Annotated in this window: 22 protein-coding genes, 2 tRNA genes and 1 pseudogene; 10 read left to right on the top strand and 15 right to left on the bottom strand. The window is 53.1% G+C overall.

Annotation, left to right across the window (positions count from 1 at the left end; all coding sequences use genetic code 11):
- On the top strand, positions 1-830 hold an 830-nt coding region (locus NTZ04_06615), incomplete at its 5' end, for an integrase (protein MCX5991980.1).
- A 462-nt stretch (positions 831-1,292) separates the two neighbouring features.
- Here NTZ04_06615 and cimA read toward each other — a convergent pair.
- Complete coding sequence (gene cimA / locus NTZ04_06610) at positions 1,293-2,897, bottom strand: citramalate synthase (GenBank protein MCX5991979.1); 1,605 nt, start codon at positions 2,895-2,897, stop codon at positions 1,293-1,295.
- 520 nt (positions 2,898-3,417) lie between these two features.
- Here cimA and NTZ04_06605 point away from each other — a divergent pair.
- Positions 3,418-3,488: transfer RNA gene (locus tag NTZ04_06605), tRNA-Gln, on the top strand.
- A 347-nt stretch (positions 3,489-3,835) separates the two neighbouring features.
- Here the strand turns inward: NTZ04_06605 and NTZ04_06600 are convergent.
- Positions 3,836-4,984: a DUF362 domain-containing protein gene (locus NTZ04_06600; protein MCX5991978.1), complete on the bottom strand. Its 1,149-nt coding sequence runs from the start codon at positions 4,982-4,984 to the stop codon at positions 3,836-3,838.
- A gap of 594 nt (positions 4,985-5,578) precedes the next feature.
- Between NTZ04_06600 and NTZ04_06595 the strand changes: the two genes are divergently transcribed.
- Complete coding sequence (locus NTZ04_06595; GenBank protein MCX5991977.1) at positions 5,579-6,244, top strand: nitroreductase; 666 nt, start codon at positions 5,579-5,581, stop codon at positions 6,242-6,244.
- Between the two features lie 394 nt (positions 6,245-6,638).
- On the opposite strand, the gene NTZ04_06590 is transcribed toward NTZ04_06595, so the two are convergent.
- Positions 6,639-6,926: a HigA family addiction module antitoxin gene (locus tag NTZ04_06590; GenBank protein ID MCX5991976.1), complete on the bottom strand. Its 288-nt coding sequence runs from the start codon at positions 6,924-6,926 to the stop codon at positions 6,639-6,641.
- Entirely contained in the window at positions 6,916-7,212 is a 297-nt protein-coding gene (locus NTZ04_06585; GenBank protein MCX5991975.1) for a type II toxin-antitoxin system RelE/ParE family toxin, read from the bottom strand. Before NTZ04_06585 ends, NTZ04_06590 begins: the two co-directional genes overlap by 11 nt.
- 281 nt (positions 7,213-7,493) lie before the next feature.
- Here NTZ04_06585 and NTZ04_06580 point away from each other — a divergent pair.
- Positions 7,494-7,568: transfer RNA gene (locus tag NTZ04_06580), tRNA-Asn, on the top strand.
- A 181-nt stretch (positions 7,569-7,749) separates the two neighbouring features.
- Here the strand turns inward: NTZ04_06580 and NTZ04_06575 are convergent.
- Positions 7,750-8,052 (bottom strand): helix-turn-helix transcriptional regulator, encoded by a 303-nt coding sequence (locus NTZ04_06575; protein ID MCX5991974.1) that lies wholly within the window; start codon positions 8,050-8,052, stop codon positions 7,750-7,752.
- 317 nt (positions 8,053-8,369) lie between these two features.
- Complete coding sequence (locus NTZ04_06570; protein ID MCX5991973.1) at positions 8,370-11,072, bottom strand: cation-translocating P-type ATPase; 2,703 nt, start codon at positions 11,070-11,072, stop codon at positions 8,370-8,372.
- Positions 11,073-11,777: 705 nt separating this feature from the next.
- Here NTZ04_06570 and NTZ04_06565 point away from each other — a divergent pair.
- Positions 11,778-12,293 carry an HNH endonuclease gene (locus NTZ04_06565; GenBank protein MCX5991972.1) on the top strand — a complete coding sequence of 172 codons (516 nt, stop codon included), beginning with the start codon at positions 11,778-11,780 and terminating at the stop codon, positions 12,291-12,293.
- A 515-nt stretch (positions 12,294-12,808) separates the two neighbouring features.
- Here the strand turns inward: NTZ04_06565 and NTZ04_06560 are convergent.
- The 8 genes and pseudogenes from NTZ04_06560 to NTZ04_06525 all read right to left on the bottom strand — a co-directional run bounded on the left by NTZ04_06560 (position 12,809) and on the right by NTZ04_06525 (position 20,124).
- Complete coding sequence (locus NTZ04_06560; GenBank protein MCX5991971.1) at positions 12,809-13,675, bottom strand: stage 0 sporulation family protein; 867 nt, start codon at positions 13,673-13,675, stop codon at positions 12,809-12,811.
- 2 nt (positions 13,676-13,677) lie between these two features.
- Entirely contained in the window at positions 13,678-15,015 is a 1,338-nt protein-coding gene (hisD, locus tag NTZ04_06555) for a histidinol dehydrogenase (GenBank protein MCX5991970.1), read from the bottom strand.
- 74 nt (positions 15,016-15,089) lie between these two features.
- Positions 15,090-15,737, bottom strand: coding sequence for an MBL fold metallo-hydrolase (locus tag NTZ04_06550; protein MCX5991969.1), 648 nt, complete (start codon positions 15,735-15,737; stop codon positions 15,090-15,092).
- Between the two features lie 130 nt (positions 15,738-15,867).
- A pseudogene (locus NTZ04_06545) lies at positions 15,868-17,316 on the bottom strand (leucyl aminopeptidase).
- Positions 17,317-17,395: 79 nt separating this feature from the next.
- Positions 17,396-17,968 (bottom strand): ATP-binding protein, encoded by a 573-nt coding sequence (locus NTZ04_06540; GenBank protein MCX5991968.1) that lies wholly within the window; start codon positions 17,966-17,968, stop codon positions 17,396-17,398.
- Positions 17,969-18,084: 116 nt separating this feature from the next.
- Positions 18,085-18,768, bottom strand: a complete 684-nt coding sequence (locus NTZ04_06535) for a glycerol-3-phosphate acyltransferase (protein ID MCX5991967.1) — start codon at positions 18,766-18,768, stop codon at positions 18,085-18,087.
- A 39-nt stretch (positions 18,769-18,807) separates the two neighbouring features.
- Positions 18,808-19,776 carry a permease prefix domain 1-containing protein gene (locus NTZ04_06530; protein ID MCX5991966.1) on the bottom strand — a complete coding sequence of 323 codons (969 nt, stop codon included), beginning with the start codon at positions 19,774-19,776 and terminating at the stop codon, positions 18,808-18,810.
- 12 nt (positions 19,777-19,788) lie between these two features.
- Positions 19,789-20,124, bottom strand: a complete 336-nt coding sequence (locus NTZ04_06525) for a PadR family transcriptional regulator (protein ID MCX5991965.1) — start codon at positions 20,122-20,124, stop codon at positions 19,789-19,791.
- A gap of 458 nt (positions 20,125-20,582) precedes the next feature.
- Between NTZ04_06525 and NTZ04_06520 the strand changes: the two genes are divergently transcribed.
- The 5 genes from NTZ04_06520 to amrA all read left to right on the top strand — a co-directional run bounded on the left by NTZ04_06520 (position 20,583) and on the right by amrA (position 24,428).
- Positions 20,583-21,839: an HD-GYP domain-containing protein gene (locus NTZ04_06520; protein ID MCX5991964.1), complete on the top strand. Its 1,257-nt coding sequence runs from the start codon at positions 20,583-20,585 to the stop codon at positions 21,837-21,839.
- 233 nt (positions 21,840-22,072) lie between these two features.
- Positions 22,073-22,378, top strand: coding sequence for a hypothetical protein (locus NTZ04_06515; GenBank protein ID MCX5991963.1), 306 nt, complete (start codon positions 22,073-22,075; stop codon positions 22,376-22,378).
- Between the two features lie 100 nt (positions 22,379-22,478).
- Complete coding sequence (gene rsfS / locus NTZ04_06510) at positions 22,479-22,829, top strand: ribosome silencing factor (protein ID MCX5991962.1); 351 nt, start codon at positions 22,479-22,481, stop codon at positions 22,827-22,829.
- Between the two features lie 12 nt (positions 22,830-22,841).
- Entirely contained in the window at positions 22,842-23,885 is a 1,044-nt protein-coding gene (gene amrS, locus NTZ04_06505) for an AmmeMemoRadiSam system radical SAM enzyme (protein MCX5991961.1), read from the top strand.
- Complete coding sequence (amrA, locus tag NTZ04_06500) at positions 23,886-24,428, top strand: AmmeMemoRadiSam system protein A (GenBank protein MCX5991960.1); 543 nt, start codon at positions 23,886-23,888, stop codon at positions 24,426-24,428.
- On the opposite strand, the gene NTZ04_06495 is transcribed toward amrA, so the two are convergent.
- On the bottom strand, positions 24,417-24,911 hold the full coding sequence (locus NTZ04_06495; GenBank protein MCX5991959.1) for a GtrA family protein: 495 nt from the start codon (positions 24,909-24,911) through the stop codon (positions 24,417-24,419). The genes amrA and NTZ04_06495 overlap by 12 nt on opposite strands.
- Positions 24,912-25,089 lie beyond the last annotated feature (178 nt).

The raw sequence follows: 25,089 nt of genomic DNA, 5'->3' as shown, positions 1-25,089 counted from the left end.
GCAGAGGCCCAGAGCTAACCCTGGTAGGTGCCATAGATGATGCCACGGGTGAGGTGCCCTATGCTCTCTTCAGGTTCGAAGAGGATACCCAGGGTTACTTCCGGATGCTGGAACACATAGTGGCCGCTCATGGTATACCCCTGGCCATTTACCGGGACCGCCACAGCATATTCGAGACAGCACCCAGGCAGAAGGAGTCCCTGGAGGAGCAACTGCTGGGCGAAAGGGAGCCGACACAGTTTGGCCGCCTGCTGGGCGAGTTGGGCATCACCTCCATGCCATCGAACTCACCGCAGGGCAGAGGGCGGATAGAGAGGCTGTGGGGCACCTTCCAGGACAGGCTGGTATCGGAACTCAGATTGGCCGGAGCACAGAACAAGGCTCAAGCCAACCAGGTAATGGCAGACTTCTTGCCGCGCTACAACCACCGCTTCATGGTACCAGCCAGTCAGCCTGGATCAGCCTATAGGCCAACCCCACCAGGCTTTATCCCCGAAGAGGTCTTCTGCCTCAAGTATCAACGCACCGTCGGCTCGGACAACGTGGCGCGCTTCAAATGCCGTCGCCTGCAAATCCAGCCGGGGATAGACAGAGCCAGCTACGCTCGAGCCAGGATAACGGTGCATGAGAGGTTTGATGGCACCTTAGCCGTGTACTACAAGGGACAGCTCTTGCCTACTACGGAGGCACCACCCGATAGCGGCCAACTGCGGTCCAACAGGCCAACATCTGACGTCATGGTCAAAGGCCTGCTCCGCAGTAAGGGACACAAGCCAGGTCCGCATCATCCATGGCGCAGATCTTACAAAGCCTTTTATGACAAGGGGTGACAAATTCGCTGAACAATTAGGGTGACATTTTCGCTGGACAACAACAGCTTTCCAGGCTGCTTTCCAGGCTGCAGGCCTCCCACCGTCTTTCTGTATTCCCTGTGTGAGTGCCCTCCCTCTGCGGAGGGACGACCTGACCGTGGGAATGACCACACGATTGCAGGGGGCGCTTCGCGCCCCTACGCGCTCAATTCAATTGTGACAATTTTGTGACACCTGCCAAATGTCATCCCTGAGGCTGTCTCAAGACTCGCTCTTCTGGAGCGACCATGCACGCCGCGTCATGTCATTACCGCGAAGCTTGTCCTCGTGCAAACGGGGAGCGGGAATCCACCCGTTCTCCCTCCCCTGGCGGGAGGGAGGTAGAGGGAGGGGAAAACATCACCCTCACCCCAGCCCTCTCCCATCAAAGGGAGAGGGGATTGCTTCGGACTTGGTATCTAAAGCCCAGTAGGGACAGACCTAAAGGTCTGTCCCTACTGAGGGGAGACCCTTCGCCTTCTGGATCAGCCAGTATTCCAGGCTGTCAGCCAGCGCCAGCCAGCTCGCCTCGATGATATTGGTGGAGCTGCCCACTGTTCTCCACTGATGCTCACCATCGCCGGATTCAATCAGCACCCTCACCTGGGACTCGGTGCCCGCGCTCTCATCAAGAATGCGAACCTTGTAGTCCACCAGCTTGACCCTGGCTACGCCGGGATAGAACCAGGCAAGTGCCTTGCGCAGCGCCATGTCCAGGGCATTCACCGGCCCATCCCCCTCGGAGGCCGTGTGGATCACCTCCCCACCTACCTTTACCTTGACTGTGGCTTCCGCCAGTATCTCCCCACCGCTGGCGGCAGGGCGCCGCCGGCTCTCCACCACCACCATAAAATCGACCAGCTCAAAGGGAGGTACATAATCCGGCTGGGCCCGATGCACCAGCAATTCAAATGAGGCCTCGGCCTCCTCATACTGAAAGCCGCGGCTTTCCATCAGCTTGACATGCTCCAGAATACGGCGCGCTTCTTCACCACGGGAAAGCAGCAACCCCAGCTCCTTAGCCTTATGAACGATATTGCTTACGCCGGAGAGCTCCGAGACCAGCACATCACTCCGGTTGCCCACTAGCTCGGGATCGATATGCTGATAGCTCTCCTCCCATTTGCTCATCCCCGAGACATGGAGCCCGGCCTTGTGGGCAAAGGCCCTTGTCCCAACATAGGGCTGCCTTGGAAAGGGCCGCAGATTGGCCAGCTCGCTTACAAAGCGGGAGACTTCGGTCAGTTTCCTCAGTCTCTCATCACCCAGACAAGACACGCCCATCTTGCGCTCCAGAGCCGGGATAATGGAACAGAGGTTAGCGTTGCCACAGCGTTCCCCATAGCCATTGATCGTTCCCTGAACCTGGACGGCCCCGGCCAGCACGGCCGTCAGGCTATTCGCCACCGCCAGCTCACCATCGTTGTGGGCATGGATTCCGAGGGGGCAGGCTACCTCCCTTCGCGCCGCTTGAACTATCGAAGCTACCTCATGAGGGAGCGAACCACCGTTGGTATCACAGAGGACAACGCAATCTGCCCCCGCCCTGTCAGCCGCCTTAATTGTCTGCAATGCATATTCAGGATTCGATTTGTAGCCATCAAAGAAGTGCTCGGCGTCAAGGAAGACCCTCAACCCCTTCGACTTGAGGTAATCTATCGAGTCAGTGATCATAGCCAGATTTTCCTCTAGCGTCGTCTCCAGGACGCGGATCACCTGACCATCCCAGCTCTTGCCTACCAGCGTTGCCACCCTGGTTCCAGCGCTGACCAGGGCATTAAGATTGGGGTCATGGCTTGCTTTGCTGTTCGGCCGCCTGGTGCTGCCAAACGAAGCCAGAACTGCCTGGGAGAGGCAAAGCTCCCTGGCCCTCTCGAAGAACTCTGCGTCTTTGGGATTCGAGCCCGGCCAGCCACCCTCAATGAAATGGACCCCCAGTTCGTCCAGCTTCCGCGCAATCTTCAGTTTGTCCTCCGCAGAGAAGGAGATGCCGCCCTGCTGCGCCCCATCCCTCAGGGTCGTATCATAAAGCTGAATTTGAGTCAAATTCACCAACCTCACCAACCTCGTCCAAAGCTTGCGATCATTATACCATGCTATATCATGCTGAACGGCTCATAAATGCCCGCGCTGCGGGTTGAGGAGAAACCCCTCAGTAGGGACTCTGTCCACTAATCTCCAGTTTCAGACCTCGGACAGAGTCCCTACAAGATGGAGCGACCATGCACGCCCCATCATGTCATTGCGAGCCTTTCTCCAAGCCAAGCGAGGAGAAGGCGCGGCAATCCACACATTCGTCTGACCGCACCACACCGCGTCGGGTCGGGGACCCGACAGCCACACAACCTTCCGCGGAAGGATGGCTGATAGCTCAGGGCCGGGATTGCTTCGTCGTCCCTCTGAAGAGGGACTCCTCGCAATGACACGGGGGGGGGCGGTTCGCGAACCACCCCTACGACCCTGGATTCCCGCTTTCGCGGGAATGACATTCGGGCGGTTTGTCACCCTGAGCGAAGGCACCAATTGCCCCAGATGACGTTTTTAGCTATAATCCAAACATCAGCGGTGCCGAGTGGTGTAGTGGTAGCACAGGGGACTTTGGATCCCTTAGCTCAGGTTCGAATCCTGGCTCGGCAGCACCAGTCGTGAGGGGAAAACGGGATGGAAGTCGCAACAAATCATGGTTGTAGGCCAACGGATTTTTGCAGGGGCACGCACAGGGGTGTGCTCACCCAGGCCAACGGATTTTCGAGAGTTAGAGGTATTTCTACTTAGCAGGAGAGTGGATCAGTCCAGGAGCAAGTGCCGACGAGTATCTTGGCCATCACGTCCTCTCACACATGGCACACCGTTCTCGGTCCGATTATATCAAATCCAGGAAACGATCGGGGATTTGGGCAAGCCACGTGGTCACAGTTTTGACATTCGCTTGTTTCGTTCAATGGTAGCCATAGAGAGTCTACATACCTAATCAGGCAGGTATATCAAACGCGGAAGAGGGTTCTGCCCAATAGAGTATTCTCTACAAAGACTGCCCCCTCCGGGCAGGCTTCCTGGCAGCAGTAGCAACGAATACAACGGTCATACCTATGCGTCGGCAGCTTGGTTTTGTCACCCTTGCGCCAGTCCACAGCTTTCGGTTCGACCGGACACATCTTGACGCATGTCCCACAGTTGGTGCACCTTACTCTATTTATGGCTGGCCTTTCGCACAGCCGGTTCTTGATGAAGGTTCTCACCCTGCCTCTATTGCAGTGGTCGGGAGGAGTCTGAATGACATCGAAATCATCACACGTGAAAGAATCTATCCTCTCGCCGACAAGTTCTATGTTGTCGCTGTGGTAGGTTCCCAATCCCGCTTTTTCGCCCAACTTTGATGTTGGCACGACTTCTGGATCAAGGTTCATGATTCTGCAAGCTATGGCATCCAGGGCTATTGGATCGCTGGAAAACAACAGGACGTTGAGTTCTCTTAGTTTCCCGCTTCTCGGTCCATTCCCCTCCATGGCCACAATGCCATCCATGACGCAGAAACGCGATCTTACGAGCGTATTCAAATCGACCAGCATGGTGGCGAAGTCGTATGGGTCGGGCAACTTCACATGATATTGGCTCTTAAGAAGGCCGGGGACACATCCAAATTGGTTCTTGACAGCGCCCGTGAATCGAACGAGCGGGTGAGTCTTCAGCTTCGGTAGATTGACCAGGCCATCTGAGTCCAACACTCCATTGGCAATCACGAAGCTCTTAATCAAGAGTGAACCCTTGTGGCTGACAGTCCTCCCTTTATCAAAATCGGCCAATTGGATTGCCAGCTCATCAGCAACCTGCTTCAAGCCAGCTCTTTTCATGTGGCTCTCAGCTCTTCCGAAACTGGGAGAATCACCGTAGAAAACGCTCGCGCCCGCTTCCTGGAGCAGCATCCCGACCGCCCTCAAAACTGAGGGATGCGTTGATACGCCCTTCTCAGGATTAGTGCCATAGAGGACGTTCGGTTTCATCACGATTCTCTCGCCGGATTTCACGAGGCTGGAGACTCCCCCAATAAGGTTCAATCCTTTCTGGACAGCCTCATACACAGCCTTTTGATCGTATGTATCGCATCTTACCAGGGCCACCTTTGACCTATTCATTCTTCCTCACTCCACGGCATCTTTGACAATATCAGGCAGTTCCCGATCATTGTAGCACCTCAAGGGTTGGAACTACTGGCATGCAGTGCGCCTGCATAGCTTCACCCCCCTTCAAACTGCCCCATCCTTGCCGACCATATATACACGAGGTAGAATATGCCAGAGGATTTCCGTCACGTGGTGCTTGCACCCTGACATATCGGCCTTATCGGCGGAAACGCACTCGGAGAAAGATGACAACTAACAAAGGTCAGGCTCTGTTAAGAACAGTTTCGATAATGCTTGGGCTTGTCGTAACATATCTGTCGTATTACTATATGCACTATGCCAACACAAACTACCGGGCTTTGCCCTTACTAGGATTTCTGGGTATCTGTCTGACATTGTGGGGCTGTTATCTCTGGACATCCATGAAGAATAGACATTGGCTTTTTGTGTTATGGGGTCTGCTTAGCCCCATAGGTCTTCTCGGCATAGCTTTGCTAAAGGACAAGTCAGCAAATGCCACAACAAAGGATGACACTTCTTCAGGAGGAGAAGTAAAATAGCGCCAAAGCTCAGCCATAATGAATCAAGCCGATTGGGAGGTTATCTATGAATACTATTGATGCGCTCAATTCCCGATACTGCTGCCGAGCTTTCAAACCTGACCCAGTAAGCAAAGAGACGGTGCTGAAGATTCTCGAAGCCGCCACGCGAGCCCCTTCGTGGGCCAACACGCAGCCTTGGGAAATCTACGTTGCCAGCGGTGAGGTGCTGGAACGATTGCGCCAAGCGTATTTGAAGAATCTCCAAGAACAAGCGGCAGGCCATCCGGACCTTCCTCGCCCACAATCATGGCCTCTTGCCTTGCAAAAGCGTACAGAGGATCTAATGGACAGACGTTCGCAACTCCTTGGGATTGCCCGTGATGACAGTGCTGGGCGAAAGACCATGATGCAGGCCAACCACAAATTCTTCGGTGCTCCGGTCGTGATTTATCTATGCATGAATCGCGCCCTCACTCCGTGGTCGGTATTCGATCTCGGGTCGTTGTCTCAGAGCATCATGCTGGCAGCCAGAGACAATGGCCTGGATACGGCAGTGGCGGTTATGCTGGTGGCCTATCCCGATCTGATCCGGGCTCATTTGGAAATCCCTGACGATCTGTCAATCATCATTGGGATAGCGCTCGGCTCCAATGACCCAAACAATCCTGGAAACAGGTTCCGCAGCCCGCGCCGCTCACTTTCAGAGGTCGTGCACCTCAAGGGTTTCTGATAATGCTCCTCTAAACGAACAATTGTCGGGTTGACAGCGAAACCCGCCAGCGTTTCGGTGGTGTCAGTCCGGCGCCTGTACGTGGTCAGTGGGTGCATATTGTCAGCGCCTTTGAGGCACTTGGTCTCCATGGGGTTCGAGAGCAATTTGTGCTATGACAGCCACATAGCGACGTCTTGAAGTCTCGTTTCGTTCAGGCCATCACGTCTCGCGACCAGATAGGTCACAGAAGCCTGTTTCATTCAATGGGTCACAGAGGCCCATTCCGGGCAGTGCTGCGACGACTGATATCAGTTCATCAGGCGTTGCAGGATTAGCTCATTCCTGGGTGTGTCTGTTCTCGCCGGTTGGGGCATGATGGTTGCCACTGGTTGAGTGGAGTAACGAGGGGAGACTACGCAGTCTTGGTGCGCTTGTTTATCAACACCTTGGTAAGCTGGTAGTCAGTCTCCAGATTCAGCCAGAACCGTGCGGGTATCTCCGGCATGACATCCTCAAGTTGCAGGGCAGTCTCGGCGGTGATGGCTTTCTTCCCGTGGATAATCTCATTTAGCGCGTTTAGCGGCCGTCCCATACATCTCGCCAATTCCTTCTGAGACATGCCTCGCGCCTTTAGTTCCTCCGCCAAATACTCTCCAGGAGGGATAGCAACATCAGGATAAGCATCAGTCTTAGTCACCATGGTAATCCTCCACATCCATAATGCGCACTTTGTCTTCTTGAACCTTCTCGACAATAAGCCGATAGTTCCCGGTGAGAGTCATCGAGTACTGCCCAGCGCGATTGCCTTTCAAAGCGTGCAACAGCAACGCCCGGTGCCCGTACAGATGAGTGAATTTCTCCGTAGCTCTCAGAACTGTCAGCCGTTGAATATACCTTCGCCCGATTGGAACGCCGAAAAGCCGGGTAGCCTCTGAAAGATTCACACTTGCATTGGCCAGACGGTTTGACGAGAATTCTATCTCCACCTTTACACCCTATAGGTATAACATAGCTCAACACCTTCAGCCTGTCAAGCACGAGCCATAGGGTCAGGCTCCCCACCTACGCCTTTGTATTACATCCTTCGTCCCCAGCACATGACCATGTCACCATATCCAAACGCACGGCGGGTGAACACATTGAACCAATTAACCCCCTTTCATAAAGTGGCTGCCAGGACAACTCTATCTGACTCCGGTAAGGATGCTTGCCCGCACCGTACTTTCACAGGCACTGAAATTGGTGTAAAATAAGCGTCCAGTAACGTTCCCCGATAGCTCAATGGTAGAGCGGGCGGCTGTTAACCGCTAGGTTGTAGGTTCGAATCCTGCTCGGGGAGCCAGCTTCATTCCAATAACTTGTCTCTGGAAATAGCTGTGTACTTCGTAGATGTCTTGCGTAACCTTAAAGGTCAGATCTATATTGGCTTCACTACTGACCTAGACAGACGTGTGCGGCAACACCAAGATGGGGAGGGCGGCTGGACCAAGGGACGAGGCCCAGGCAGCTTACGCGAACATAGGCTATCGGGCGACGCGAGCTGACGAGCGTGTCTTAGGCCGAATCACGATATCAAGATCGGCGTCGAGGGCTTCAGCCACTCTCTTGACAGTTGAGAGTGAAGGTAGAGAACCGGCGCTCTCCAATCGAGCTATGGCTGACTGTTTGGTATGCACCTTTCTGGCGAGCTCTTCTTGAGTCAATCCCTTGGATAGCCGCAACCGGATCAAGTCACTGGCAAGCTTATACTCCGGCTCCAAGGCCTCGTATTCATTCCTGAACTCAGGATCCTTCATAAGTTGCTTCTTGTGTTCTTTCCAGTTCATGATCATCTCCTTCTCGTCAGAAACTCGGTCCGTCTATCCCTGGCCGTTCGCAAGTCTTGTTGGGGGATTCGCCCCGACTTCTTCATGAATCCGTGGAGGAGAATGAATACCCCTCTCGATCCCCCACACCATGCCCGTCATTATAACAATATTGTTATAATGTTGTCAACGTATCTAAGGTGAGGGTTCTGTTCGGTTGAGGTTGATTTTGATAAGCAGTCATGAGGGAAAGTCCATCACCACCAACCTTTATCGAACAGAACCGAGCCATTCTTGCACACTCGATCCAGATCCCCCCAGAGGCCCTGGTTGCGCGCTCAGGATAACCGCCCCTCCCACCACCGCCGGAGGACCTTGGCTACCTCCACCGCAACTAGAATCGTTAAGGCAAATCCCAAGCATACCCCCCAGTCCTTCGCCGTCATCGAGAAGGTCTTGAACAGACTCTGCAGAGGTGGCACATAGATAACCAGCGTTGTTAGTCCAAGGGAGAGTCCTACTGCCGCCCATAGCCACCTATTGGTAAAAAGACCGATTTCAAACAGAGAGCGCTTTTCGGAACGCGAATTGAAGGCATGCACCAGCCTGGTAAGCAACAGAGTGACAAAGCATATGCACTGTGCCTCAACCAGGCTCCTTCCCGAATCGATTGCCCAGACGAAACTGCCCAGTGTTACCCCCCCTGTCCATATCGCACTGCCAACAGTAAACCCGAGGACGGAGCGGGAAAACATCACATCCTTAAGCTGCAAAGGCCGTCGTTTCATGAGGTCGGGCGTTGGCGGATCCACTGCCAGAGCAACGGCTGCCAATCCATCACCGATCAGGTTTATGAACAGGATCTGCGCCGCCACGAGAGGTAAATCACTAGCTTTCAATCCCAGGCGTGTCCCCGCCAGAAGTGCAATTGCCAATGCCAGTACCTCTCCCATGTTCCCGGAGAAAAGGTACATGAGATACTTTTTGATGTTATCAACTACGCCTCTCCCTTCCTCTACTGCCGCCACAATTGAGGCGAAGTTGTCATCAGTGAGCACCATAGCTGCTGCTTCCTTGGTAACATCCGTACCGGTAATCCCCATAGCCACTCCGATGTCAGCTTGCTTCAAAGCCGGGGCATCATTCACCCCGTCTCCGGTCATAGCCACAACATGGCCTCTCTTGTGCAAGGCTTCGACAACGCGCAGTTTATGGGCAGCCGAAACCCGCGCATAGACCTCTATTTTTTCTACCAAAGATTCAAATTCTGTATCGCTCAAGCCATCCAGTTCAGTGCCGCTAAGGACAACGCCCCCCTTAAGCAAACCTAATTCCTTCGCGATGGCAACAGCAGTCAGTCTATGGTCACCAGTTATCATCACTGACTTTATGCCCGCTTCGTCGCAGAGCTTTATCGCCTCCCTGACTTCTTCTCGCGGCGGGTCAATCATTCCAATCAGACCGACAAAGACCATATCCCTTTCCACTGTCCCGCCCGCTTCCGCATCAGGAAGCCGCTTGTAGGCCATGCCCAGGACCCGCAGGGCTTCACCTGCCATCACTTGAGCTATGGAAAGGATTCTATCCTTGCCCTCTCTGGTCAGCTCTCTTTCCTGATCGTCAACGTAGATGTGGCTGCAAGAATCCAGAATCGATTCCGGTGCCCCTTTGGAATAGGCAACCCCCCCTGCGGGTGTCTGGTGAATTGTGGTCATCCTTTTTGTCTCGGAAGAAAAGGGGATTTCTTGAAGGCGAGGGAATTGCTTGTTAAGGTCTTGTTGCCACAAACCAGCCTTGGCAGCTAACGTCACCAGAGCACCCTCTGTGGGATCGCCATTGATATGCCATGCGTTATTGAGTGAGGCCAAAGAAGCGTCGTTGCATTGAGCACTTATACGGAGCAACATCTGCAAAGCCGTGGATTGATCGGGGTTGAGAGAGATGCCGTCATGGTGGAATTCCCCTTTAGGTTCGTAACCGATCCCGGTGACGTCAATGAATCTGCCACCCACATGAAGACGGCGCACCGTCATCTGGTTCTGGGTAAGCGTACCGGTTTTATCGGAACAAATGAATGTGGTGCAGCCCAGGGTTTCCACTGCTGCCATCTTCCTCACCAGGGCATGGCGCCGCAGCATCCTGCGGACCCCCAGTGACAGGCAGATGGTGACTACAGCAGGCAGGGCTTCAGGGACAACAGCCACAGCCAGACTTATGCCCCAGAGGAACATCTCGGTAACTCCTTGCCCCCGCCAAATACCAACCCCGGCCAAAACAAAGCTCAAGACTAAGGCCCCAATGCCTATCCACTTCCCGATGCGATCAAGATTAGCCTGGAGTGGAGTCTTCTCCGACTTGACTTCCTGCAGCATGGCGGCAATCTTGCCGAACTCGGTAGTCATGCCAGTAGCGGTGACAATAGCCATGCCCCGACCATAAACAACCACCGTTCCGGCAAATACCATGTTTTCTCTTTCACCCACGTTCAATTCGCCCGGCAAGGTTGCGGTGATTTTCTCTACGGGGATACTCTCTCCAGTCAGAGGCGCTTCGTCTGTCTTGAGGTTGATGGCCTGAACGAGTCGGGCATCGGCCGGTATCCGATCACCAGTACTGAGGAGGAATATGTCCCCGGGCACCAATTCTCTGGCGGGAACCTCTGTTTCCCGCCCATCTCTTAGCACAGTCGCTGTAGGTGCAGCCATTTTCTTAAGGGCATCCATCGCCCGCTCCGCCCGGTACTCCTGAACAAAGCCCAGGGCAGTCGCAAAAACCACAATGGCCAGAATGACAACTGCGCTAGCCACCTCACCTCTGATGGCAGACAAGACCACCGCAACGAGGAGGATAATGACCAGGAAGTTTTTGAATTGCTCCAGGAACATCAGCCATGCGGCAACGCGTTTCTTTTCCACCAGCTCATTAGGACCAAACTGAGCTACACGGCGTTGCACTTCCTCACGGCTCAAACCCTGCAGGCTTGAACTCAAGGTTTTAATGGTTTCTTCTGCTGTCAGGCTGTACCAGTTCTTCTTTTCCAAATTGATACCAGTCCCTTTATGATTCAGGCAGAACCAAAGAAGGATGCTCCGCTATACTTCCACGCACTTCACCCGATCTTACATCAGCAGGCGTCATAGATTCAAGACTGCAGAGCCATCCATAATCCGTGGATTCTCAAAGTGGGTGTCAGGTCCCAGACCTGACCCGGAAAACGGAGGCGCAAGTGACAGACGAATTCCATCCCCCTGTCATTCCCTCTCCCTTTGATGGGAGAGGGCTAGGGTGAGGGTGATATTTCTACTGTCATTGCGAGTCCTTCACTCTGGGAAGGGTCCGCGGAAGAGCGACGAAGCAATCTCGGGGTGGTGTGATGCAGCGTGCATGGTCCTCCACCCTGTAGGAACAGCATGTAGGGATAGAGCTTTAGCTCTGTCCGAGGTCGCGAACCAGGGGCAGTGGACAGAGCCCCTACTGAAGGGAGACCCTTCGCCTTCGCTCAGGGTGACAAACCGCCCGAATGTCAGAAGTGTGTGTCAGGTCCCCGACCAGACCCGAATGTCATTCCCGCGAAAGCGGGAATCCAGGGTGTCTTTGCAAGCATCAGATCGAAGCATAGTTGCACTGGGATATCTCTTCCAGTAGAATAGATCAGTTTTGAAGGCAGGGGGCATGCCCTCTCATGGCAGTAGAGCAAATCTATCAAAATATTCCAGGAGTTTGAACATCTCTATTGAGGAAGTGCTGTGGATATCATAAACGCTCCGGTTCTCGTTCTCAACCAGGGCTATCAACCCCTCAACATCTGCCGGGTCCGACGGGCAGTAATCCTGATCATTAACCGCAAGGCCGAGGTAATCGAAAATGGCCGAGGTGAGATACACGCTATCAGTAGTTCCTTTCCTATACCCTCAGTAGTCCGTCTCACGCAGTTTGTCAGACGTCCTCGTTTGCAGAAAAAGCTGACGCGTTTCGAGGTATTCAACCGTGACAAACATACCTGCCAATACTGTGGGCGTGAGATCAAGGATTTAACCCTGGATCATGTTATGCCGCGCAGCCAGGGGGGCACTCACGATTGGGGAAATGTAGTTAGCTGTTGCCTTTCCTGTAATCTGAGAAAGGCCGGGCGAACACCCACGCAGGCAGATATGAAGCTTATCCACCACCCTATCCCACCACCACCCACCACCTTCTCCATTCCTTATCAACACCTTAGCGGCCATAAAGAATGGCAGAAGTTCCTTCCAGCAGCAAACTAGGGTCGCATCAGGTCATTATCTGCCGTTTCGCCAAGTTACGTGAGTGCCAGGTCCCCGGAAGCTGTCTCCTAAGTCCACACTGTTGTCATTGCGAGTTCTTCACTCTGGGAAGGATTCATCAGAAGGACGAACCCCCCGTGTCTTTGCGAGAAGTCCCTCTTCAGAGGGACGACGAAGCAATCTCGGGGTGGTGTGATGCGGCGCGCATTGTCACTCCAGCCTGTAGGGATAGAGCTTTAGCTCTGTCCGAGGTGGGGAACCAGGGGCAGTGGACAGAGTCTCTACTGAAGGGAGACCCTTCGCCTTCGCTCAGGGTGACAAACCGCCCGAATGTCAGAAGTGGGTGTCAGGTCCCCGACCTGACCCGAATGTCATTCCCGCGAAAGCGGGAATCCAGTGTCGTACGGGCGATTCGCCATTCTGCTTGGCCATTGTGTCATTCTGACGTCGCCCACTGTGTCATTCTGAGCGCAGCGAAGAATCTCGATTGTTACTCTGCCTTGTGCCACCAGGCACTATGGTCTGGGGGGCTTTTGCCCTTTTTTCTTCGTTGGTTCCCCAGAGTCCTTCCGTACCACTTCAGCAGCAGGTAATTCGACCGTTGCCTGACTTTCCAGCTCTACTATTACTGTCTCCTTCAAAACATTTACGCCGGTTACACTCCCCTCACCCACGGGAGTGACCACCGACTGACCTATACGAGGCATTTTTTCCTTCATCAACCGATAATACGCGGCCTCATAACCAAGGCAGCAGAGCAAGCGTCCGCAGGCACCAGAGATCTTTGCCGGCTCCAGAGAAAGGCCTTGATCCTTGGCAGTCCTGATAGAAAGGGGATTGAATTCAGTCAAGAAAGTTGTACAGCACAGAGGATAACCGCATCTGCCAATTCCCCCCATTAGTTTAGCTTCATCTCTGGGTCCTATCTGGTGAAGCTCAACACGCATCTTGAGAGCACTGGCCAGATCCCTCACCAGCTGTCGAAAGTCAACTCTCCCCTCCGCACTGAAGAAAATGGTAACGTAGCTACAATCCAAATTGCTTTCGGCACCGCGAAGCTTGATTGGCAAATTGAGATTGCCCGCTAGCTCGGCGCACTTGGCCAGAGCTTCCTGCTCCTTCTGGCGTCCCTTTTCCTGCTGTTCCACGTCTTCAGGGCTTGCCTTACGCAGCACTGGTTTCAGCGGCTCGGTTAGCCCGCTGGCCAGTACCTGCTTTGGCGCGATGACCACTCTGCCTATAGTATGGCCACGTTCGGTCTCCACGACCACGCGGTCATTGACCTCCATGTCAACTCCTGCGGGGTTAAAGTAGTAAACCTTTCCGGCCCGCTGAAAACGAACACCAACCACGTCTTTTCTTTCTTCTACTGGAGATACCATGTCTATTCCCTCTTCCTTTTACGTCTAGTCAACCTTATGTTTACCGCTCTCGCATGCGCATCGAGTCCCTCAGCCTTGGCAATGTTTGCCGCCGCCGGACCTATTGCCCTCAATGCCTTACCATCTATGGCTATCACGCTGGTCACCTTGAGAAAATCGTCTACTGTAAGGGGAGAACCAAAACGCGCAGTGCCCCCGGTAGGCATTACATGGCTCGGCCCGGCAACATAATCACCAACAACCTCGGGGGAGTCCTCACCTATGAAGATACCCCCGGCATTCCTCATCTTCTCCGCACAAGACCACGCATCTTTGACCATTAAAGAGAGGTGCTCCGGAGCATAGTCATTAATCAACTCTGCCGCCCGTTCCACATCATCAACCACTATTATGCCACCCCTATTTTCCAATGAAGCGGTGATGATATCCTGCCTGTCCAGTTCGACCAGTTGCTTTGCCACCTCCTGGTTCACCCGCGTTGCCAGCTCTGCCGAAGTAGTAATCAAAATGGCAGAGGCCAGCACGTCATGCTCTGCCTGAGCCAGGAGATCAGCAGCACAAATGGCAGGATTGGCACTCTCATCCGCCAGAATGATTGTCTCGGTAGGCCCGTAGAAGCCGTCAATATCAACCATGCCATAGACCATCCTCTTTGCCAACTGCACAAAGATGTTCCCTGGACCGCATATCTTGTCCACCCTGGGAACCGTTTGAGTTCCAAAGGCCAGAGCAGCAATAGCCTGAGCACCGCCAATCTTGAAAACACGGTCCACCCCAGCAAGTTCGGCAGCAACCAGCGTCGCTGGAGATACCCCATCCTGCCCTGGAGGGGTGGCGACTATGATCTCACTCACCCCTGCCACCCTCGCTGGTATGGCAGTCATCAGCACAGTTGAAGGATAGGAAGCCCTGCCTCCAGGGACGTAGATGCCTACTGTCCCAAGCGGGCGAATCCACTGTCCCAGGCCGCCTTCGGCAAAATCAACCCAGCTCTGGCGCTTGCAGTTCATGTGGAAAGACTTGATCCTTTGTGCAGCCAGCTCCAGCGCGGATAGAAGCTCACTCCCCACCTTACTGCGTGCCCGAGCAATCTCCTCGGGCCTTACTTCCAGAGCAGCCAGTTTAACCCCATCGATCCGCTTGCCATAATCAAAGAGCGCCCTGTCACCACTTGCGCGAACCTCAGCGACAATGCGCCCCACAACCTCCTGCAGAGTAAGCTCCTCACCAAAAGCTTCCCTCACCTTCAGCTTCAAACCCGGAGAGATTTCCTGCAACTCCAAGGGAGTGCGCACCAGCAGGTTGGCCCTGGCATCCGCTATGTTATAGATTATCTTCACAATATGATCCCTCAGTGTAATCGATTGACAACAGCTAACAGTTATTTATAGGCAGGCCTGCCCAGCGACTTCTCTCAGAGTGCATGTTCCAGTACCAGGGTCTCCGTAATGGCAGGCAGTTGCTCCTTCTTGATCTCCATCTCACTGACACCCAACCGGCGTACATTCTTCCTGCCCTTCAGAAAATCATCCACCCCGGCTACGGGATAGCTACACTTGTCAGTCTTGTAATGCATAGGAATGACCAGTCTGGGTTTCAGCTTTTCGCAGACCTTCGTCGCTTCCTTAGCATCGATAGTATAGAATCCTCCTACAGGCACAAGCAAGATATCCGTATTCCCAATCTCTGCCGCCTGGCTGCTATCGAGCTCGTGCCCCAGATCGCCCAGGTGACATATCTTTACCCCATCCACAGTAAAACAGAAGATTGTGTTGTCTCCTCGCTGTTTTCCTTTCACTGCATCGTGATAGCTGGCAATCCCTTTGAAGTCTATCCCTCTTGCCTTCCTGCTTCCAGGAGTATCAAGCACATCTGGTTTCCCTTTCACATCCGCCACATTATCATGGTCGTGATGCTTGTGGCTCACCGTCACTACATCAGCCGATTCCTGTATCTGACCGTAATCAATACCTCCTCCTAAGGAATAGGGATCACAGACTATCTTAACACCCGTATCCAAGCTTACCAGGAATGCGGCATGTCCCAGCCACTTGATCTTCATGATTCTCACCTCCCGGTAGAATCTGCGAGTAAAGCACGACTTTGCATCTTCCTCATGTCAACATTACCAAGGCCAAGCATGTCGGATATCCCCGATGATGTATCATTCAACCTGGAACTCACTACCAGGCTCACTCCGCAGCCAAAGCAAGGACAAGATTGATTAGAGTCCGTACTGTCACCCCTGTTGCCCCCTTCACCACATAACCCTTCTCTTTGCTGGTATAGGAAGTGCCTGCTATATCCAGATGAACCCAGGGGCTATCACCGGCAAATTCACTCAGGAACTGGGCTGCAGTAATGGCACCTCCAAATCTTCCCCCGCTGTTCTTGATATCAGCCACCTCACTCTTGTTTTGTTCCTTATACTCTTCATACATCGGCATCTGCCAGAGATGCTCGCCTGCTTCCTCTGCCGCTTTGATCACTTCATTCAACAGTTTCTCATCATTCGTGAACGCACCGGTAGCTACATCTCCCAAAGCCACGCGGCAGGCACCGGTTAGGGTAGCTACATCCAATATGGGAGAAAGCCCCGATCTATCAGCATACGATAGCGCATCGGCTAGAATCAGCCTTCACTCAGCGTCTGTACTGATTATCTCGATAGTCTTACCGTTCATGGCTTGAATTACATCACCAGGCTTGAGAGCTTTCCCGTTAGGCAGGTTCTCTGTAGCCGGTATGAAAGCAGTGACATTGATTCTTGGTTTCAGCCGCCCCAGCGCCTGTAGAACAGCCATAACCGTAGCCCCTCCTGCCATATCACCCTTCATTTCACCCATGTCTTCTGCCGGCTTGATCGAAATCCCCCCTGAATCAAAGGTTATCCACTTGCCCACCAAACCTACCGTCCTCTGAGAGGAACTATCGCCTTTATACTGCAGCACTACGAATTTCGGGAGTTGCTGGCTCCCCTGAGCCACACCCAGTAAGGCCCCCATCCCCATTTCTTGCATCTGCTCTTTCTCCAGAACAGTACATTGGAGATCCAGTTCAACAGCCATCTTTCTGGCTATGTCCGCCATATCGCCGGGGGTCATAAAGTTGGCTGGTTCATTGATCATGTCCCGCGCAAAGGTTACAGCCTCCGCAATTACCCTGCCATTCTTGCAGCCTCTCTCCAGTTGAGCGACTTTGCCTTCATCCCTTTCTATAATCAGGATTTCCTCAATACGGCCATTATCAGGCTCCTTGGATATGTGCCTCCGGAAGGTATAGAGGCCCAGGATGCTTCCTTCAACTATGGCCTGAGCAGCCTTTTCCGGCTCAATGCTGCCTACCCCTGCTCCATGAGCAATGGTGGCTATCCTCTTTATCCCCTTTCCCCTTGCATAACGGCATGCCTCGGCAGAAACACGCCTGATCCTGTCCAGGGTCAGCTGGGGTTGCTTCCCCAGGCCAGCGACTATTACCCGCCTGGCCGGAATCCTGCCCAGGGTATGAATAAGAGTACATTCACTGAGTTTGCCCTTGATTTCACCACTGGCGATAAGCTGGCTAACAGCCCCGTCAAGCGCTTTGTCCACAACTCCCGTAGCACCGCCAGGTTGCAGAATTCCTTCAAAAATGTTTACCACAATGGCATCAACTTCAATCTTGGTGACATCACCAAGTACTACCTTGATATCCAGGGTTGTCCTCCTTTCTCAACAGGGGCTATTGATCTATCAGGTGCACGATCTTATCTATTATTGGAGTGATATCCTTTGAGGTATCCACTGTAAAATGATTGCGGCCTATCCTCTCAACAGAGAACCTCATTCTATTATAAACTTCCCAATCAGCCTCTGAATGGTCTGACGGATCTGCCCTTCTTAAACGGCCCTCCAGGCGTTGATATACCACCTCTGGAGGGGCCTCGACTCGTACCATGATCAGCTTCGCTCCGGTCTGCTCAACAATATGGTAGAGACGCTCACGGTGATGCTCTTCCAGATTGGTAGCATCCAGAGCCAATGTTATCCCCCTCCTCAGCAATTCCTCCAGAAGCTTGTACACAGCCTGGAACAGATGCAGGCTCTCCTCCTTACTGTAGCAGGGAGATGGAAACATTACCTTGCGCAGGCTATCACTTTCCAGGATCGCCAGAGGGACTCTCTCAGACAGCCGACGACAGAAATAGGACTTACCTGTTCCAGGCAGTCCGCTAACCACAACCATGGCAGGCCTGACCACAGGCTCCGGCAATTCTCCCAGGCTCTCCCTCAGCCGTCGAACATCATCAGCCACTTCACTTCTGTTCATCGGAGCAAATTATATGGCATTTCAAGATCTTTTGAAATGATCGGGGGCAGTGCCAGGCGAGCGGTCAGCAAATGCAATCGACAGGCGACAGGGGAGAACGCCTATAGAAAGCTGCGGTCCAACAGTAGCCGATTAAGCAGGATGCTCAACTTGTTTCCGCCTGTCTTCAAGTCATCTGTAAGGCCAGCCGTTAACCTCTTGGTTGCTATCAGGGCAAACAGTGCAATGCCAGCGGCCATCGTTTCCCATGGCAACCCCATGGCCCAGCACCCCACCGGAAACAAGGCAAAACCAGTGAGCATACCCAGAGGAAGGCTGAAGCTGGGGGGACCACCGAACTTGAGACGCTCGTCCAGTGTCCGCCTCCGATCTAGAAATCTGGGCAAAGTTCTTACTATGACACCGATTAATATTGGAACCAGCAGGAAAGGTATCGCCTGATAGGCCAATGCCGCCGCCATGCCCAGGCCGGTAGTGTTCGACTTCTCTCCCCTGAAATTGAGGAATACAGACCACATCTCTCCCACTATCACTGCCAGCCCCACCCCCGCCACCACACCCGGCCCCAGATCAAAAACCCTATCAACCACAACTACAGCAATACCACCTTTGGCAACATCCCAGGCAAGACCTATGAACCCCTCAGAGCGCCCCACCTTTCGCCACAGGCTGATATGCATATCTTCTTCTTTTGATAGATCAACACCCCGCACCCTTCCTATGAGATAAACCACAGGTATGGCTCCATACAGGTAAGCACCGATAATCCATAGCGCTGTCCACATAACATGCATATCAACAGTCCTTAATCGATATCTATGGAGCTATTTAGAAGAATGTCTTTCCAGGAAATCCTCACCCTGCTCAGTCTCCTGGTGCGCTATCTTGCGGTCCAGCAGCGCCGGCCCAAGAAGAACGAGGAGGGCTACTAACAACAGGACAACAAAACTGGGGAAGCCAATACTTCCACCGCTGGAGGAAGCCATCATGGTCAGAATGACAAAGCCAGCAGCCAGCAAAACCCCGGCCTTAAGCCACCTTTTCTTTAGACGTGCGAAGAGGATCACAAGGCCAGCCAGCGTGAAGAAACTCAAGGCTATCCACGGCTCCAAGCCAGAAAGCGATCCGCCATCACTCTGAAATAGCTCCTGTTTCCATTGCGCTGTTAAGAACCAGCCAACTACAGCCAACAACGGCAGGATCGTCAATGAGCCAAGCAGCCAATCGCGTTTCAACGTTCGTAGTACTATAAGAACACACAGCAGGCCAACCACAAAGAAATAGACTACCACAGCCAACCATAGCCACCATGATCCGGCAAGGTTATCACGGCTTAATGCCCGCTCTAGAATAACCAAACCTACTGCCAGCAGAGGCATCAAGGTATAACCCAGCCAGGTAAAAAACCAGGTAGGTCTACCATGTCGCCACCCATAGGCCACTACACCAACTACAGACAAAAGGATAACCAACAGCCAGCCAAGGTTTGACCACTGATGAAAAACAAACAGTAGCGAAAACAGGACATGGGGCAGAGCAGACATTAGTGCTTGTGGCCAATTACTGCTGCTATGCACCTCATTTAATTCACCCGCTACAGCTTTCAACGATCCAAAGTCCCGGGCCGCTATCCGGATTGCCTCTTCCTCCGAAAATCCTGACTCCTTTAGTTCCTCCACCCGGTCTTCAAAATGGGTGTACAACTCGGAGAGGATTTCCTTTTCTGAAGAGGGATCAAGCTTGAGGTATGCTCTAGCCCTATTGAGGCACCTTTTAGGTTCTACTAACTCCATTACTTTGCTTCGTTAGTTGGCTGTTGGTTGCATAACCAGATTCACTGCTGAGGAAAAACCTAGCCACTCAGCTATCTTTGCCTCCAGGAATTCCAGCCCCCTCTCGGTCGGGTGATAATACCTCCGCTCCTTGCCGGAGGGAAGCCGCTCCCACCTGCCTATAACCAGACCAGATGTCTCCAATCGATGCAACGCCGGATATAGTGTACCCTCTCTGAACTTGAAGTAACCCTGGCTCCTTCTCTCCAATTCTTTGATGATCTGGTACCCGTACATCGGCTGGTCCTTCAACAAAGAAAGAAGTATGGTTTCAGTGTTTCCTTTTAGAAGCTCTCGTCGATTTTCCATAGTTTAGACCTCTCTCCACATATCGCAGCAAACTCGTCAATCTCTACGACGACGCAATCAACTCAAACCAATCCCCGCAGTAATATCAAAGATACAACTCCGCTCTTAGATTTGACCAGAGCTTCCAATGAAAGCTCAGATTATCACAGGAACCATGTCTACAGCAAGCGCAGGGGGCGCAGGCGACGACCATGAGGGGATGGCTCAAACCTACGCCAAATGCTGATGATGGGCTTCGACCCCCGACTCCCTGATCAGAAGTCATTCAACAATAGTCTATAATGTGCCATCCGCATGTCCCCTTGCGCAAGTCTCCATAACTCCTGGTGGTTTGAGCCAACTTTATCATCTGTCCACCACGTCATGAAATCTTAAACACACGTTCGCCATGCCTGACATTCATGCACAGTGTTAACAGCCCAGCCCAGCCCGTAATCTCAGAAGGGGACACATCAATAATGCCAGAAGCAGGAAGAGACTCGGTCAGAGAATGTCTGGATGGTCTCGTCACAGCCCTTGACTACCACCCAAAGAGTGCCGTGGGTATGTTATCTCACCTCAATCAGACTCTATCGGACCAGGGAGTGTCTCCCTTTGAGGCAGAAGCATACTCCAGGTCGGGTGAGCAATTGAAGCTCCGGATCCAGCTTTCTCCGTGGCGGAAAATGGGAAAGGTGGTCGGAGCAGTCGCTGTGATCAAAGACCTCACCGGGCACAGGCCCACCGAGGAGGCTTCACATGACAGCAGCGAGCGGTTCCGCAATCTGCTCGAGACGACTAGTGACCTGGTGTGGGAATTGAATGAGAAGTCTGTTTACACTTACGTCAACCCCAGAGTGAGGGACATACTGGGCTACGAACCTGAAGAAGTGCTGGGGAAAACCCTCTTCGACCTCATGCCTCTACAGGAAGCAAGCCGCCTGATTAAGGTTCTTTCATCTGCTGTCGCTTCGCAAAAACCCTTCAAATTCGTCCAGATGGCGAAATCCCGTAAGGACGGCCGCACAGTTCTCCTGGAAAGTAGCGGCGTACCATTTTTTGATGGGAACGGAGTACTCCGTGGCTATCGGGGTATCCACAGGGATATCACGGAACGCAGGCAGGCAGAAGAACAAGTTCAGCAAACCTTCAGACAGCTGGAATCGACCGTAGAGAGTGTAATCCAGGCCATATCATTGACAGTGGAAATGAGGGATCGCTATACAGCCGGTCACCAGGAGCGGGTGAAGCAGCTTGCCTGTGCCATAGCCCGGGAGATGCACCTTCCATCAGAGAAGATCCAGGTCATCCGCGTAGCGGGACTCCTCCACGACCTGGGTAAGATATTCATTCCCAGTGACATTCTCACCAAGCCCGGCCGGTTGACCGATGTGGAATTCGCCCTGATCAAATCCCATCCACAGTCAGCCTATGACATCTTGAAAGGCATAGAATTCCCCTGGCCGATTGCCAAGGTCGTTTTCCAGCATCATGAAAGACTCGATGGATCAGGCTATCCTTCGGCTCTTCAGGGTGAAAATATCGAACTGGAGGCACGGATCATTGCTGTGGCCGACGTTGTGGAAGCCATGACCTTCCACCGGGCCTACCGGCCAGCTCTCGGTCTGGACGCAGCCTTGAAGGAAATAAACAAGTGTAAGGCTGTGCTTTACGACCCGACTGCGGCGGAGGCTTGTCTGGACGTCTTCCTCGACCACGGGTTCAAGTGGGGTTGAGTCTGACGGATGGCTGACCTGTTGCATCTACACACGCGTTCACATCCTGTTGAAACCTCAATGGCTCTGATTTACGTCGCTGCGTAGCCGTTACCACAAAGGCCAACCCTCCTGAGCAAATCGAAATTTCCCCTGTAACCGCATGCCCGCAGCCTGATGGACATAATCAAGTGGTTTGCAGTAAGCTATCCCCAGTTTCATGAGATAATGGTTTCGGGAATTGCCAGACCTCAATGTTGAAAGATGACCAAATCCTCATAATCACCAGAGAGCTGATGGAGTCACTCAGAGAAAGGTTGCTCCAACCCGCTGAGGCCAGTCAGTGCCGCGAAGAGATGAAGAGGATACTGGAGATCAAAGAGGCCCTTTTCTGGCGGGCTGATGCAGGGAGGTGCTGCGTTGGCGGCGCTATGTCAGCTAACCTGTTTGGAGAAGTCCGCCTTCTGGAAGGAGCATTGGAAGCCTTCGACGCCGGGGATTACGGCAAAGCAGCTTCGCTGGTGGGAGAATTTGCCCATCAGGCAGAGCGCAACGGCTAACTCTAAGAGAGGAACATGGCAATGGCCAGATCTGTCATAGTGATCGATATGGTTAGGGGTTTCCTGAGCGAGTGATGTGAGGAGTTGAAATGCAAGTGAGGTGCCCTTGGAAGCTGTAGAGCTGGCTAAGAAGATTGTCGAAACAGCTGCAGATAAGCAGGCCTCGGACGTAGTGCTGCTGGACACAAGAAAGGCCTGCTCCTTTGCTGACTATTTCGTTATCTGCAGCGCGGATAATGACCGGCAGATAGAGGCTATCCATGAAGCCATTGATGAGGCATTAAAAAAGGAATCTATCAACACCTACCACTACGAGGGGACAGCTAGCTCTGGATGGGTATTGCTGGTCGTGGGAAACATTATTGTCCATATATTCACCCCATTATCGAGGGAATACTACCAACTGGAGAGTCTGTGGGGCGAGGCCCCTGTCATAGTCAAGATGATCTGATAGGTTCAGACGATGAAACAGAACCTGCGAGAGGCCATGCTTTGTGAACAACTCCCCAACTCGCAGGTGCGCTGCCATGTCTGTCAATGGGAATGCGTTATCAATCCCGACAAGTTCGGGTTATGTAAAGTACGTCAGAATAAAGAGGGAAAGCTTTACACCATGAACTATGCCATGGTGTCTTCAGCGGCTGTCGATCCCATCGAAAAGAAACCTCTCTTTCACTTCTTCCCCGGCAGTCAGGTTTTCTCGCTGGGTGGCTGGGGGTGTAACTTCCACTGTCAGGACTGCCAGAACTGGCAGATAGCCTGCGTAGAGGAACTTCCCGCTGGCTCTCAAATCATCTCTCCCGAAGCCGCTATAGAGGCGACCAAACGAAATGATTGTGCCGGCATCGCCTGGACCTATAATGAGCCGGCCATCTGGTTCGAGTACACCCTGGATTCAGCCAGGCTGGCCAGACAGAATAAACTCTACACGGTTTATGTGACCAACGGCTTTCTTACCGCAGAGGCACTGGACATCATCGGCCCTTTCCTCAATGCCTGGCGGGTGGATATAAAAGGCTTCTCCGACGCTTTTTACCGGAACCTGGCCAGGGTAGCTAGATGGCGAGGTATACTTGAGGTTGCCAGGCGCGCTAAGGAGAAGTGGCGCATGCATGTAGAGGTGGTGACCAACCTCATCCCCACTATGAACGATGATGAGGAGCAGCTAAAGGGGATAGCCTCCTGGATTGTGGCTGAGCTGGGCGAGTTGACTCCCTGGCATGTCACCCGTTTCTACCCGCACCACCTGATGAACCACCTGTCACCGACTCCTACAGCCACCCTGGAGCGAGCCCTGGCTATTGGGCACGAAGCCGGACTGCGCTTTGTCTATGCTGGCAATATCCCCGGCCACCCTGGCGAGAACACCGTCTGCTACTCCTGTGGTAAAATCGCCATAAAGCGGTGGGGCTACCAGGTCCAATTGCTGGGCCTTAGTGGTTCCAAGTGTCAGTCTTGTGGCGCCGATTTGAACATAAGATCAAGAATAGTTGAAAGGTGCGCCTAGATGGACCCCAATAGCAGCGAACCAACAAAACGATTGCACCCACTGACCCGCCTGGCCAAGGAAACCGTGGAAAGTTATGTCAAGGGGGGTTATGTCACAAAACCAATAGCGCTGACGCCTGAGATGAAGGACCGGGCAGGCGTATTCGTTTCCATAAAAAAATTCGGGGAACTGCGAGGCTGCATCGGCACATTTGAGCCCACTCAATCAAATGTGGCTGAAGAGATTATGAACAATGCCGTCAGTTCAGCCACACGGGACCCCCGTTTCCCCCCGGTGACACCAGCCGAACTTCCCCATCTGAGCTACAGCGTAGATGTCCTCAGCAAGCCAGAGCCAGTGGAGAGCCTAGACCAGCTTGACCCGAAGAGATACGGGGTCATCGTGGAGAGTGGGAGGAGGAGAGGGCTGCTGCTTCCCGATCTTGAAGGCGTCGATACTGCAGAATACCAGATTGACATCTGCCGCCACAAAGCAGGGATACTTCCACAGGAGCCTGTAAAGCTCTACCGCTTCCAGGTCGAAAGATACTCATTTGAGTGATCCCGTTGGGCTTCTTTTCCGCCAGGTCCACAACACGTTGATGCTGAAGTTCCACACCATGCCAACCCCGATGGCAATGGCCAGGGCTGCCAGGTCATAGAGTCCCAAAATTCTGGTAAGCGGAGTGTAGATTGCATAGTAGAGGGCGATAGCACCCCCGCTTACCAAAGCAAACTTAAAGGCACGCATCAGGGTGGCTTCCATGCTCTTTACCCTTCTGTCTCTAAAGGTCCAGATATCATTCAGGATAAAGTTAGAAAGTGTGGCAGCAGTGTAGGCAATTATCAACGCCACGAGGTCCTTCAGATGGGCAATTCTGGTGAAGAACCAGAACGTACCCATGTTAACGCCCGTCCCACTCAAACCGACAAGGCCGAACTGGACAAACCTCCTCAGCCCCCATTCCTTAGCCACCAGAGCAAGCCCACGCGCCAAGAGACTTGGCTTCTTTCCCTCAGCAGGATGGTCTTCCCCTCTCATCATTAACCCCTAACCTCGGCTGCCGTGCCAGAGCTACAGTTATTTGGCCAGTGGATAAAATGGTAACCACGAAGAAGCAGAGTGTCAACAAGAGGCATCAAGCCGCCACTAATCACAGGCAGAGAGCGATGATACTTCGCTTCTGTTGTTAAAGCTGGAAACGAGATGCTATAATTCCCCC

Source organism: Chloroflexota bacterium, from assembly GCA_026389585.1.
GTDB lineage: Bacteria > Chloroflexota > Dehalococcoidia > UBA2247 > RBG-13-53-26 > JAPLHP01.
This window is presented reverse-complemented; position numbering and strand designations above follow the sequence as displayed.